This is a genomic window from Amycolatopsis sp. NPDC039088 (assembly GCF_055598845.1).
Map to the genome: position 1 here is coordinate 12,987 of NZ_JBVKAE010000004.1, position 13,289 is coordinate 26,275.

Here is a 13,289-nt window from a genome sequence, read left to right on the forward strand (position 1 = left end):
GCGGTATGTCTATCGCCTGGTAGTGGTCATTCCGGACCACCCGGACGGACTGCCCGGGCTCTTCCTGGAGGTAGTACGCGTGAGGGTGCGACAAGGTTGTCACGTGAGCCGAAACGGAGCCTCCGGTTCCGGAAACCGCAGGTAGTGAAGGTCGCTCACGAGGTGGGGAGTTCGTCCGCCTTCCTGATGAGGGGCACCTGCGCCGGGCTGCCCGCCGCGTCCGTCAGCGGGGAGACCGTGCTCCGGAAACTCTCGAGCGCCTCCAGCTCCCGCCGCCGTGCCGAGATGAAGCGCTGCAGATGGGTGCTCGACAGGTTCAGCGCGTCGACCGCGTTGCCCGCGGCCCGGTGCGCGGCCGCGGCGCCGGCGCGGACCTGCTCGACGTCCTCGACCAGCGCCCGCTCGGTCGCGGCGAACAGCGCGGCGGACGCCAGAACGGCGAACCCGGTCGGCCCGCAGAGGAAGACCCGCCTGTCCAGCATCCAGCGCAGCAGCTCCGGATCGGTGTCCAGCGCGGCGACCACGGCGGCGTCGGAGGGGACGAACATGATCGTCCCGTAGATCGCGTCGGCCCAGCGCTGGTAGCCCTTACCCGCCAGTTCGGCCGCCCGTGACCGCAGTTGCCGGACGTGGACGCGCAACGCGTCCAGCCGTTCTTCGGGGTCGTCGGTCTCGACCGCTTCGGCCCAGCAGGCCATGCTCGCCTTCGCGTCGACCGGCACCGTCCGGCCGCCGCCCACCCGCAGCACCATGTCCGGTTTCGCCGCGCCGCCGCCCGCCAGGTCCGTTTGCAGCGTGAAGTGCAGTTCCTCACGGAGCCCGAGCGCGCGGGCGGTCTCCAGCAGCACCTGTTCGCCCAGCTCACCACGGCCGCTGATCGAGGCGAACGCCACTTCGTACCGGCGCAACGCGAGCTGCTGCTGATCCAGCTTCGACCGTTCGGCGGCGACCAGTTTCGCCGCCGCGTCCGCCCGCCGCATGCCGTCGTTGTACAGCCGCCACAGCAGCGCGACGGCCACGAGCAGCAGCAACGCGAGCACGACGGCCGCGGTGGTGATCACCGTCCCCACCGGTACCTCCCCTCCGACACGAGTCGGAGGACATCATGGCGGAACCCACCGACAAAACCGGAGCGGCACGGTCGCGCTCCGTATCTGACCTGCGCCGTCCCCGGCGTGTCGGAAAGCGCACCGCCGCCAAGGGCGCGCCTCCGCTCTCCGGCCGGTGCGCGGCCCTACCTTGGGCTGCGTGAAGCTCCTGCACACGTCCGACTGGCATATCGGCCGTACCTTCCACGGCGCCGATCTGCTCGCCGAACAGGAAGCCGTGCTCGGCCACCTCGCCGATCTCGTGATCGCCGAGTCGGTCGACGTCGTGCTCGTGTCCGGGGACATCTACGACCGCGCGGTGCCCTCGGCGGAGGCTGTCCGCGTGGCCACCACCGCGCTGGGCAGGCTCCGTCAGGCCGGGGTCAAGCTGGTGATGACGCCGGGCAACCACGACTCCGCGCCGCGGCTGGGCGCCTTCGCCGAATTCGCCGCGGCGGGCGGGCTGTACCTGCGCGCCACGATCGACGGCCTCGCCGAGCCGGTGCTGCTGCCCGACGAACACGGCGAAGTCGCCCTCTACGGCATTCCGTACCTCGAACCGGAGCCCGCGCGCCACGCTCTCGGCGTGCCGGAGGCCCGTGGCCACACCGGCGTCCTCACCGAGGCGATGCGGCGGATCCGGGCGGATCTCGCCGCGCGGCCGTCCGGCACGCGGTCCGTGGTGCTCGCGCACGCCTTCGTCACCGGCGGCGAGCCGACCGAATCCGAGCGGACCATCGCGGTCGGCGGCGTCGAGCAGGTGCCGGGTTCGGTGTTCGACGGCGTCGATTACGTCGCGCTCGGCCATCTGCACGGGCCGCAGACCCTCGCCGAGCACCTGCGTTACTCGGGCAGTCCGCTGGCGTACTCGTTTTCCGAGACACGCCAACGGAAATCGGTATGGCTCGTCGACCTCGACGCGGAAGGCCTCGCCGAGGTCCGGCGCCATGAACTGCCGGTTCCACGGCAGCTCGCGATGCTCCGGGGGGAGCTGGCGGACCTCCTGTCGGATCCCGGACACGACGGCCTCACCGAGCATTTCCTCTCCTTCACGGTCACCGACCGGGTCCGCCCGATCGACGCCATGCGCAAACTGCGTGAGAGGTTTCCCTACGCCGTGCACATGGACTGGCAGCCGGAAGGCGGGCACGACGGCGCGGTGCTGAAGTACGCCGAAGCCGTCCGAGGACGATCCGACGTCGAGATCACCCGTAGCTTCCTCGAAGACTGCCGCGGCTCGGCGCCGTCGGAGAGCGAGGAGCGCCTCGTGCTGGCCGCTCTCGGCGCCGCGGGCAGGGAGCGCGAAGTATGAGGTTGCACCGGTTGGAGGTCGCCGCTTTCGGCCCGTACGCGGGCCGTGAGGTGGTGGACTTCGACGCGCTCGGCGCCGACGGCCTGTTCCTGCTGCACGGTGACACCGGCGCGGGGAAGACGACCCTGCTCGACGCCATCGCGTTCGCGTTGTTCGGCACGGTCCCCGGCGCTCGCGGCGAGGTCAAGCGGCTGCGCTGCGATCTCGCCGAGCCCGACCAGGTCACCGAGGTCGTCCTCGAACTGACCGTGCAGGGCCAGCGGATGCGGATCGCGCGCAACCCCGAGTACCAGCGGCCGAAGCGGCGCGGCGAGGGGATGACCGTCCAGCAGGCGAAGGCGGTGCTGAACTGGGTCGGGACGGTGCCTGCCGGCCACGTCGCCGAGGGCATCACCCGTATCGACGAGGTCGCGCGCACGGTCGAGCGGCTGATCGGCATGACGCACGAGCAGTTCTTCCAGGTGGTGTTGCTCCCGCAGGGCGAATTCGCGCGGTTCCTGCGCGCGAACACGGCCGAACGGGAGGAGTTGCTGGAGCGGCTGTTCGGCACCGAGCGGTTCTCGGACGTCGAAGACTGGTTCGCGAACCTGCGCGCCGAACGCGGCCGGGATCTGCAGGAGCGGCAGCAGTCGTTGCGGGAGTGGATCGCGCGGTTCGCACAGGTCGCCCAGCAGGAAGCGCCCGAAGAGGGACAGGCCGAGTGGATCGACGCCGTCCTCGCCGAGTCGGCGCAACGCGTCGCCGAGACGCGGGAACGGGAAGCCAAGGCGAGGACGGCGGCCAAGACCGCCGAAGCGATCTGGCAGGAGAACCGGTCCACCGCCGAACGCATCCGCCGGGTGCGGACCGCGTACACGCGCCTCGCGGCGATCACCGAGCAGGCGGGTCAGCGCGCGGAGTGGGCGGAAGAGGTCGAGGCGGCCCATCGTGCGGCCGGGGTGGTCGCGGAGGCCGATCTCCTCGAGCGCAGGCTGGAGCAGCTCGCGGAGGCCGAGGCCACGGAAGCCCTCCGGGCCCGTGAAGTCCCTGACGCCGCGGACAGTTCCGCCGTCGAACTTCGCGAACGTGCCGGCGGGTTGCGCGAGGAAGCCGGGGCGCTCGCCGAGCTCGTGGCGGAAAGCGAGCAGCAGCAACAGGATCTGGTTCGCCGGGAGCAGCTGAACGCGGCCGCGGAAAAGGCGAAGAAACAGGCCGAGGACTTCGCCGCCGAGCTCGATTCCGCGCCGGAGAAGGTGACGGCACTGCGCGCGGAGGTGGCAGCGGCCGCCGAAGCCGAAGCGAAACTCGACGGTGCGCGCACCCGTGTCGACGAGCTGACCGCGCTGGTCCGCGACGCCGACGAGCTGCCGAACGCACGGCAAGCCGTCGAGCGAGCGCGTACGACGGTCAGCGAAGCCGTGGACGTCCATCAGCGGGCCCGTCAGCACCGCCTGGATCTTCGCGAGCGCCGTCTCGACGGGATGGCGGCCGAGCTCGCCGCCGGGCTGCACGCGGGCGAGAACTGCCCGGTCTGTGGCGCGACCGAGCATCCGGCGCCCGCCAAGCACACCGGCGGACTGGTCGATCCCGAAGACGAACGTCGCGCCGAACTCGCGGAGCAGCAGGCCGACGGTCGGCGCGAGAAGGCGAAAGCCGCGTTGCTGGAAGCCGAAAACCGGCTGACGGTCCTGGTCGAACGGCTGGGTGAGCACACCGCGGAAACATTGCGGCCCGTCCTCGGCGAGGCACGGGAACTGGTCGCGTCGCTGACCGGAAAGGCGCGTCGCAAGCCGGAACTGGAGACACGGCTCCTCGAATTGGAAAAGAAGATCGAGCGGCTGACCGACCAGCGCGGGGTGGCCGAGCGGCGGGTGGTCGAGGTCTCGACCGAGGTCCGAGGTCTCACGGAACGGCTGGCCGAACGGGAACGACGGCTGGAAAACGCGCGCGGCGAGTTCGCCGACGTCGCCACGCGACGGCGACACTTGCTCGGCTTCGCGAGCCGGCTCGACGCGCTCGCCGAAGCGCGGATCGGCGTCGCCGGTGCCCGGGAGCGCCGCGACGAGCAAGCGAAACTGGTCAAGGAAGCGTTGCACGCCAAGGGCTTCGCGGATCTCGACGAGATGCGTGCCGCGGCGCGGCCGGAAGAACAGATCACGAAACTGGAGACCAGCCTCGCCGACGCCAAGGCGATGGAGAAGGCCGAACGGCAGGCCCTCGCCGAACCGGAGCTCTTCGGTATCTCGCCGGAGGACGAGATCGACGTCGCCGCCTCCGAGGAAGCGGCGCGGGACACCCGGGGCGAGGCCGAACAGGCCTTCGTCGCGCTGCGGACGGCCACGGCCCGGCACACGGATCTGACCAAGCTGTCCGAGCGGATGGCTTCGGTGATGGCGGAACTGGCACCGGTCGAAGAGCGGTACCTCGAACTGAAGGCGCTGGCCGAGGTGGTCAACGGACGCGGGCAGAACGCGCGGAAGATGTCGCTGCGCTCGTACGTCCTCGCCGCCCGGCTGGAGGAGGTCGCGGTCGCCGCGACCCACCGCCTGCGGACGATGAGCCAGGGCCGCTACTCCTTCGTGCACTCGGACGCGGCCGGCGCCAGGGGCACCCGCGGCGGGCTCGGTCTCGACGTGCTCGACGACTACTCCGGCACCGTCCGGCCCGCGAAGACGCTGTCCGGCGGCGAGTCGTTCCTCGCGTCCCTCTCGCTGGCGCTGGGGCTCGCCGACGTCGTCGCCGCCGAAACCGGTGGCGCGCTGCTGGACACCTTGTTCATCGACGAGGGCTTCGGCACCCTGGACGCCGAAACGCTCGACATCGTCATGAACATCCTCGACGAGCTTCGCGCCGGTGGGCGCGTGGTCGGGCTGGTCTCGCACGTCGAGGAACTGCGGCAACGGATCCCGACCCGCCTGCGGGTGCGGAAGGCGCGTACGGGCTCTTCGGTGGAGATCCACGCCGCTTGATCGCTGCCTCGCGTGCTGCGGGGCTCAGGCGGCTTCGTGGGTCAACAGCCACTGCTTCGCCGGAATACCCCACCGGAAGTTGCCCACCGCACCGCCGGTTCGCACCACCCGATGGCAGGGCACGAACAGTGCCGCCGCATTCTTCGCGCACGCCGAAGCGGCCGCTCGCACCGCCGATGGATTCCCCGCCAGCGCCGCGTATTCCGCATAGCTCACCGGCTCACCCGCGGGGACTTTCCGCAGAATTTCCCAGGCGTGCTCACGGAAAGCGCCGGACCGCTGCCTCACCTCGATGTCGGCGACAGCGTCCAGTTCGCCATCGTGGTAGCGGCGGATCGCGGTGCTCACCGGCCCCAGATCCCGCCGCTGCTTCACTTCGCCGGGTGCGAGCGACGGCGAGATCAGCGGCGTCAGCTCGGTGACGTCGCCGGTCCAGCCCGAGGCGAGCACGGCGCCGTCTTCCGCCACCACAGTGGTGAAGGGGCCGATCTTCGTGTCCATTGTGGACCAGTACGCGATGCTCATCATTCTCCCTTTTCGGCGCGCAGCAGGTACATGCCGGCGTACGAGGACCAGGGCTGCCAGGCCCGTCCGCGTTCGGCCAGCGTCTTTTCGTCGTCGGCGATGCCCAGTGCTGCCGCCCCTCGGCGCAGCGCGGGGTCACCGGTCAAGAGGACGTCCGGCGCGCCCAGTACGCGCATCAGGACGTAGTCCGCGGTCCGAGGCCCGATTCCGGGCAGGTCGAGCAGCTGCGCCCGTAACTCCATCGGGTCACGGCCGACGTGGACCGAAACGTCGTCCGCCAGCGCGCGGGCCACCGCGGCCACTCGCTCAGGACCGTGTTCGGCGACTTGCGCGGCCGTCGGGAACACCGTGGTCACCCCCTCCAGTGACTCGTCGCAGCTGGGCACACGCTCGCCGAGGGCGTCGGCGAGTGACGCCGCGTCGGCCGGGGACAGCATCGCGCGCAGCACGAGTTCGTCCCCGTCGACCGCGCCGGGCACCCGGATTCCCGGGATCGCCTCGACCAGCGGCGCGAGCGCCGGGTCGGCACTGAGGACCCGCGTGACCGCCTCGGGGTCGGCGTCGAGATCGAACAGCCGCCGCATCCTGGCCACCGCGCTGCTCAGATCGCGCAGGTCGGTGAGCCGCAGGTCGCAGAGGACGTGATCGTCCTTCGTCGTCAGCCGCGCCACGCCGGTGCCGTGTGCGAGCCGCAGCGTGCGGGCATAGCCGGTCACTCCGGCATCGTCGCGCGTCACGTGCTCGACACCGGGGACGGCCCGGTCGGCCAGGAGGTTCAGGACGCCGCCGGAGTCGAACGGTTTCCGGAACGGCAGCCGCAGACTCAGCCGGGTCCCGGTCGGCGTTTCGTCGGTCTTACGGCGTCCACGCCGCAGGCTCGCGGCCCGAAGCTGCGAAGGCGTCGTCGCGAACACCTCGCGGATCGTCTCGTTGAACTGGCGGACGCTGGAGAAGCCCGCCGCGAACGCGACGTCGGTCAGCGGGAGCGCGGACATCTCGATCAGCAGCCGGGCCGAATGCGCCCGGTGCGCCCTGGCCAGCGCGAGCGGTCCGGCACCGAGTTCCGCGGTGAGGACGCGCCCGAGCTGGCGTTCGGAATAGCCGAGCCGCCGCGCGAGCCCCGGGACGCCGTCGCGTTCGACGGTCCCGTCCGAGATGAGCCGCATCGCCCGCGCCGCGAGGTCGGCCCGGATGTCCCAGTCGGGGGAGCCGGGGACGGCGTCGGGCAGGCAACGGCGGCAGGCACGGAAGCCGTTGGACTGCGCGGCGGCCGACGTCGGATAGAAGCGGACGTTCTGCGGTTTCGGCGTCGACGCGGGGCACGACGGGCGGCAGTAGATCCCGGTGGTGCGCACGGCCATGATGAACTGTCCGTCGAAGCGGGAATCACGGGCGGCGACGGCGCGGTAACACCGCTCGGTGTCGCGCCACACGGCCCGCTCGGCCAGCGTCTGCTCGGTCATGACGTCGATCGTGCCACCAGGTCGAGGGCTCGGCTGGCGGAAATCCGACACGGCGATCCAGGCCTCGGCGACCGGCACCGGGAGCGGCGGCGGGCGGCACGTAGACTTCTGGCCCGTGAGTCTCACCCTCGGTATCGTCGGCCTGCCCAACGTCGGCAAGTCCACCCTGTTCAACGCGCTGACCCGCAACGACGTGCTCGCCGCGAACTACCCGTTCGCGACGATCGAGCCCAACGTCGGTGTCGTGCCGCTGCCGGACCCGCGGCTGGACGAGCTCGCCAAGGTCTTCGGCTCCGAGCGGACCGTCCCGGCCGTCGTGTCCTTTGTGGACATCGCGGGCATCGTGAAGGGCGCGTCCGAGGGAGCGGGGCTCGGCAACAAGTTCCTCGCGAACATCCGCGAGGCCAACGCGATCTGCCAGGTCGTCCGCGTCTTCGACGACCCGGACGTGATCCACGTCGACGACCGGATCGACCCGGCGAGCGACATCGAGACGATCAACACCGAGCTGATCCTCGCCGACCTGCAGACGCTCGACAAGGCGCTGCACCGGCTCGAGAAGGAGGCGCGGACCAAGAAGGAAGCCAAACCCGCCCTCGACAACGCGGTCAAGGCCAAGGAGATCCTCGACTCGGGCCGGACCCTGTTCCAGGCGCAGAAAGAGGTCGACTTCGAGGCGCTGCGCGAGCTCAGCCTGCTCACCACGAAGCCGTTCCTCTACGTCTTCAACGCCGACGAAGGCATCCTGACCGACGAGTCGCGCCGCGAAGAGCTGGCCAAGATGGTCGCCCCCGCCGACGCGGTGTTCCTCGACGCCAAGGTCGAGTCCGAGCTGCTCGAACTGGACGACGAAGAGTCCGTGCGCGAACTGCTGGAGTCCGTCGGCCAGCACGAGCCTGGCCTCTACTCGCTCGCGCGCGCCGGTTTCCACACCCTCGGCCTGCAGACCTACCTGACCGCCGGGCCGAAGGAATCGCGCGCCTGGACGATCCCGAAGGGCGCGACGGCCCCGCAGGCCGCCGGTGTCATCCACACCGACTTCGAGCGCGGCTTCATCAAGGCCGAGGTCGTCTCGTACGACGACCTGATCGCCAACGGCTCCATGGCCGCCGCCCGGTCCGCGGGCAAGGTGCGCATGGAGGGCAAGGACTACGTCATGTCGGACGGCGACGTGGTGGAGTTCCGCTTCAACGTCTAGTCCCGAAGAAGCGGGACGGGCACTGGGCTGGGCCACGAAACGGCTGGCGCGTACGAGGACGACTCCCCGCAGACGTCGAGCCGGATGCTAGGGGAGGTACCGGACCTGCCTGCCGGCGGTGCGGATGAAGGCCGACAGGGTTTCCTGGCTCTGTTCTTCGTGCTGTTTCAGGGCGGCGAGATCCGGTGCTCGGTGCAAGGCCTCGATCGGTTCGAGGGTCGCGTCGACGAGTCGGAGGAGCTCGGACTCGTCGGTGAGCATTTGGATCCTGAGGCGTGCGTGATCGGCCGCCGCTCCGCGCTTGTCCGATTCCGTGTGCGCGGCCCGCGCGTCCTCCTCCGGTGCTCCCCGCTGTTTGAGGAACCACTTCGCGATCACGGCTTGCCGCAGTTCGGTCATGGCTTCGGCGAAGGCCACGTATGCGGTGATTCGTTCCTGCCGAAGCCGCTCATCACGAGCCGCTCGCTCTGTTCGTCGCGTATTCAGCAACCCGAGCAGGTAGGTGAGGGTCGAGCCGGCCAAGGTTCCGGATATCGCGACCACACTGGTCAGCACACCGTTCATGCCCGGGGAGCCTGCCAGAGTGAGCCGCGTGGAGGCAGAGGTTGCCCAGCGACGAATCCGGTGAAGTTCCGCTTCGACGTCTAAAGGTCGAGAAGGTGTGAACGTGCAGGAAGCACACAGGCTTCCTGCACGTTCGGGCGCCTTGGAAGACCGGTGTCAACTCTTCTCTTGGTCGGGGTTACGGGGGCCTCCCCGCCAAGCGGTGTAGAGGCTTGCGAGGGCAGCGGTCACGGTGGCGAGCGCTTCGGCTTGAACGCCGAGCATGATCAGCATGATCCCGGTAGCTGCGACGATGAGCAGCGCGAACAGATCGGCTACCCGGGGATTCCGGTGTTTTGCGGGTCGGGGCATGGGCCTGCTTTCTGGTCGGGATTTCAGCCTGGCCCATGAAGTAGCCTTGATATAGGGTTGTCTCAAAGACTTGTGAGACAATCACGATCTCTGTGAGACAAGGGGTTGGATGGTCAGGGCTGGACGGCCGCGCCGTATCCCCAGTGGTCACTCGGCCGAGATCAACGAGGTGGCCGCGCTGCTGAGGGCTCAACTCGCACGTTCCGGGATGTCCGTGCGTGCCCTGTGTGCCTCCTTCACCGTCGAGCAGTTCCAAGACAGGGGAATTCCCAGTCATGCGACGGTGCAAAGAAGGCTCAATGGAGCCGATCTGGCCGGAGACTCCTCATTGATCAACGCCATCGTCGCGAACTGCACTCCGTCGGACGAGGTCGAGGCGGTGCATCAGCAGATCAGAGATCTTCTCGCCAAGGCACGAGGCAATCCGGTTCCTGCCCTGGTGGATTCGCTGCGCAGCGAGGTCTCGGAGCTCCAGGAAAAGCTTGCACGCGTGCGACGACAGCTCGACACAAGGAAAGACGAGCTGTTGGAGGAACGGAAGCTGCGAGCCGAGGCCGAGCAGAGGCTGGCCGACAGCAGGATCGAGCTTGCTCGGGCCCTGACCACTAGGGACGTCGGTGAGACCGTGCGGCCGGGCCCGGCTGTCCTCGCTGTCCTCGAAGAGGCGCTTCTCACCGCGAGAAAGGAACGGGACGAGTTAGCGCAGGCGCTCAGGGACGCCCAGCAGCCGCCGGTCGAACCGCGGCCTTCGACCAGTCCGCCGAAGGTCGAATCCCCGCAACGCGATGTCGACGAGGGGAAAGCCATCGATGCGATGGAACGCGCCCTTCGCCGACTCGATCCGGATGGTGGCAGATTCAGCGCGACATTGCGGCGTTCTTTCGATCTGCAGCTGGACGGACAGCACACTGGCCGGTTTCGCTGGGATCAGTTGTCGAAGGTCGACAAGACGGCAATGGGATCGCGAGTGGAAATCGAACTGCGCAAGGAGTTCGGCTTCGGCGACGGCTCTCTGTTGGACTTCAGGCTCGACGGGATCGACTTCGACTGTCTGTTCTCGATGCGCGGTGCATGGATGATCCCCCCGCAGGCCGTGGGCCGCCCCTGCTTGCTGGTCAGTGCGAACGACAACGAGTCGACCTGGAGCGTCGGCCTGATCCGACCCGAGCCGCCCCTGCTCTCCGCGGCCATGAACCGCGATCACCGACGAGGGTTGTCGAAAGCGGGAAGGTCGGCCATCCGGTGGCTGTTCCGGGATGCCGCACTGCCGCCGAACCTGCTGGCACATCTGCCTGACGGGGACACAGCCGCGATCTTCGCCCCGAAGAAGGCCCAAGAACGCGTCAACGAGCTGTTTCGACGTGTCCAGCGCACGACGATCGATCTCGTCGCGGTCTCCACTGTCGCGATGACGGAGAACGGCGACACGCGGGTGCGCGGTGCTCGGGAATACCTTCGAAAAGAGGGCATTCTCGTCCTCGGACACCTGGAGGCAGACCCTGATATCGCGCGCAGGCTCGCTTTGCCGGTCCCTGTGCGGGGAGAGTGGGTAAGTGCGCGGGTCGCCCCGCTGGTCGATCAGGGTGAGGACTTGCCCTCTTTCGAGATCGACGGGCGCAAGTGGGCACTCGCCGGCGATGATGACCCGCTCGTCGAGCTCCCTGGACAATTCAGGTTGCGGTAGGGATCTGAAAGGTTCCCAATGCCGCATTTGAGACGCTGAGTGTCCCCAATGAGGCATTGGGGACACTCAGCGACCGAGCCGCACGAGACCTAATTACTTCCGCAGCAGGCTGTACGCCGCCGACCCGATCAGCTCCAGCGAGACCTGCAGCCGCTCAAGGGAAACGTTGTCCTTGATGGTGTCTTCCGGCGTGTGATAGGTCGGCTCCAGCAGCGCCGGACCGGACTCGCCGCGCCAGCTGAAGTTGCCCGACGCGATCCCGCGCTCGAAGAACGGCACGTGGTCGCTCGAACCGCGCGCGACCGGGCCCTTGACCTGCGGGTCGTACCCGAGCCGCTTGGCGGCGGCGTTGACGGCCGCGGTCGTGGCGTTGTCCGCACCGTCGACCGAAAGCAGCCAGTAGGTGATCGCCGGGTCCCAGCTGGTGGCGACCATGTCGTTCTGGAAGCAGCCCGCGATCCGCTTCGCCTCCGGGTCGGACAGCTGCGAGACGTAGTGCCGCGAACCGATCAGCCCGTACTCCTCCGAGCCCCACAGCGCGAACCGCAGTGTCTTGTTCGTCGGCAGATACCGCAGCACGCGCGCGAGTTCGAGGCACAGCACGGTGCCGCTGCCGTCGTCGTTCGCGCCGGGGGAGCCGGGAACGCTGTCGTAGTGCGCGGTCACCATGACCACGCCGTCGTCCTTGCCGGGGAACGTGGCCGGGCGCTCGGCGATGATGTTGTGCGAAGTCAGGTTCTTGTGATGGACGGCCGACGCCTTCACCGTCACCGACCCCTTGGCGAGCCGTTCACGCAGGCGCTCCACCTGGACCTGGGCCAGTCCGAGCACCGGGATGGTGACCGGGGTGGCGAGCGTCGGGGAGAACGCGGACAGCTTGCGTGCCGGGTCGGCGCCGACCCGGCCGAGCAGGACGGCGACCGCACCGCGCTGCGCGGCCGTCAGGTAGGCGTCCGCCTTGTTCGCCACCGCCGCGATCAGCACGATCTTGCCGGTCAGGTCGTCGGGCAGGGTGTTCCCGTCTCCGGCGTCGACGACGACCGCTTCGCGCGTGACGTCCTGCGCGCCCTGCGGCGACGAGCCGGTCTGCCAGCTGTCACCTCCGACCGACAGGGCACCGAGGAACTTGTCGGCGATCGGGAACGGCTGCACCGTGACCTGGTAGCGCAGATCGCGCAGCACCTTCGCGATGTAGTCCTTGGCACGCAGTTCGCCTTCGGTGCCGGCGATACGGGGGCCGATCCGGTCGCTGAGCACCCGCAGATGCTCCAGCGCCCGCCGCGACCGGACCCGCGCGACCACGGGATAGTCGCCGAAGTCCAGCGACGGCGGGAACTGCGCGCCCGGACGCTGCTGCGTGGCCGCTGCGGCGGTGCCGGGGTTCAGCCCGATCGTCGCCGCGCCCGCCAGTGCCACCGCGCCCGCGAGCACCTCACGCCTGCGCAGACCTGCCATGGAACACCCCTCACTTCTCGGAAAACCTTCGTTCGAGTAGCTAAGAGACGCGCGGCCCGGAGAGCAACCTCCGATCGTCCCCTTTTTCCGATTAGCTCACGGCTTCCCGGCGGTATGCCCGCGAGACGGCGACGACGCCGCACGCGAGTGCCCGGCGAAGGGCGTCGGCCCGGAAGCGGCGATCGGGCCTACGCGGCCCTGCGTAGAGGTTCGCCGAGGACCTCGGTGAGTTCCGCCGAAATCGCCGTCACCAGAGCTTCTCCGAACACGCAGAGCGTGTACTCCCACGGATGTCCGAACGTGCCGAGCCGGAAGTCCGGCGTGAGGTAGATGTAGTAGTCGCCGTCCGGGAACGGGCTGAGCGGCCAGTCTCGCGCGGCGGTCGGGAACCGGTACGCGTCGTGGTGCCAATCGAGCGCGTACAGCTCGTCGGCGCAGGCGGTCAGGCCCCGCCGGACCACGGAAACCAGCCGGTCCAGCCGCAGGTACTCCGGGTCGTCGTCGAGGGCGGTCAGGCTCCAGGTCACCGAACCCGACGGCTCGCTGATCCCGGGCCACTGGAACCGGTCCGTGCTGGGCCGGAAGGCGAAGTCCGTGTAGAAGCGGTGCCACACCTGTCGGTGTTCGGAGTATCCGAGGGTCTCGACGCTCACCCAAGCAAAATACGCGCCGAGGCGTGCTACCAGAGTGGTATCATCGAC

At 69.0% G+C, this 13,289-nt stretch carries 11 protein-coding genes; 4 read left to right on the forward strand and 7 right to left on the reverse strand.

The genetic code is table 11. The annotated features are described in order from the left end of the window. Positions 1-155: 155 nt before the first annotated feature. Entirely contained in the window at positions 156-1,070 is a 915-nt protein-coding gene (gene rmuC / locus ACZ7KI_RS06485) for a DNA recombination protein RmuC (RefSeq protein ID WP_470272188.1), read from the reverse strand. Positions 1,071-1,248: 178 nt separating this feature from the next. Between rmuC and ACZ7KI_RS06490 the strand changes: the two genes are divergently transcribed. Together ACZ7KI_RS06490 and ACZ7KI_RS06495 are read left to right on the forward strand one after the other, a co-directional pair. Beyond that, a complete protein-coding gene (locus ACZ7KI_RS06490) occupies positions 1,249-2,400 on the forward strand; it encodes an exonuclease SbcCD subunit D (RefSeq protein ID WP_470272189.1) in 1,152 nt (383 codons plus the stop codon). Beyond that, a complete protein-coding gene (locus tag ACZ7KI_RS06495; RefSeq protein ID WP_470272190.1) occupies positions 2,397-5,348 on the forward strand; it encodes an AAA family ATPase in 2,952 nt (983 codons plus the stop codon). Before ACZ7KI_RS06490 ends, ACZ7KI_RS06495 begins: the two co-directional genes overlap by 4 nt. Before the next feature lie 24 nt (positions 5,349-5,372). On the opposite strand, the gene ACZ7KI_RS06500 is transcribed toward ACZ7KI_RS06495, so the two are convergent. Beyond that, positions 5,373-5,873, reverse strand: a complete 501-nt coding sequence (locus tag ACZ7KI_RS06500) for a methylated-DNA--[protein]-cysteine S-methyltransferase (protein WP_470272191.1) — start codon at positions 5,871-5,873, stop codon at positions 5,373-5,375. After that, positions 5,873-7,336 carry a DNA-3-methyladenine glycosylase 2 family protein gene (locus ACZ7KI_RS06505; protein ID WP_470272192.1) on the reverse strand — a complete coding sequence of 488 codons (1,464 nt, stop codon included), beginning with the start codon at positions 7,334-7,336 and terminating at the stop codon, positions 5,873-5,875. Before ACZ7KI_RS06505 ends, ACZ7KI_RS06500 begins: the two co-directional genes overlap by 1 nt. Positions 7,337-7,451: 115 nt before the next feature. On the opposite strand from ACZ7KI_RS06505, the gene ychF reads away from it, so the two are divergent. After that, a complete protein-coding gene (ychF, locus tag ACZ7KI_RS06510) occupies positions 7,452-8,534 on the forward strand; it encodes a redox-regulated ATPase YchF (protein WP_470272410.1) in 1,083 nt (360 codons plus the stop codon). An 87-nt stretch (positions 8,535-8,621) separates the two neighbouring features. Here ychF and ACZ7KI_RS06515 read toward each other — a convergent pair whose 3' ends face one another. Further along, a complete protein-coding gene (locus ACZ7KI_RS06515) occupies positions 8,622-9,098 on the reverse strand; it encodes a hypothetical protein (protein WP_470272193.1) in 477 nt (158 codons plus the stop codon). 156 nt (positions 9,099-9,254) lie between these two features. Beyond that, positions 9,255-9,449: a hypothetical protein gene (locus ACZ7KI_RS06520; protein ID WP_470272194.1), complete on the reverse strand. Its 195-nt coding sequence runs from the start codon at positions 9,447-9,449 to the stop codon at positions 9,255-9,257. Between the two features lie 169 nt (positions 9,450-9,618). Between ACZ7KI_RS06520 and ACZ7KI_RS06525 the strand changes: the two genes are divergently transcribed. Then, positions 9,619-11,133, forward strand: coding sequence for a NaeI family type II restriction endonuclease (locus ACZ7KI_RS06525; RefSeq protein WP_470272195.1), 1,515 nt, complete (start codon positions 9,619-9,621; stop codon positions 11,131-11,133). Positions 11,134-11,226: 93 nt separating this feature from the next. Here ACZ7KI_RS06525 and ACZ7KI_RS06530 read toward each other — a convergent pair whose 3' ends face one another. Then, the gene (locus ACZ7KI_RS06530; protein ID WP_470272196.1) at positions 11,227-12,588 is read right to left on the reverse strand and encodes a M20/M25/M40 family metallo-hydrolase; all 1,362 of its coding nucleotides are present in this window, start codon (positions 12,586-12,588) and stop codon (positions 11,227-11,229) included. A gap of 188 nt (positions 12,589-12,776) precedes the next feature. Next, complete coding sequence (locus ACZ7KI_RS06535; RefSeq protein ID WP_470272197.1) at positions 12,777-13,241, reverse strand: DUF2716 domain-containing protein; 465 nt, start codon at positions 13,239-13,241, stop codon at positions 12,777-12,779. Positions 13,242-13,289 lie beyond the last annotated feature (48 nt).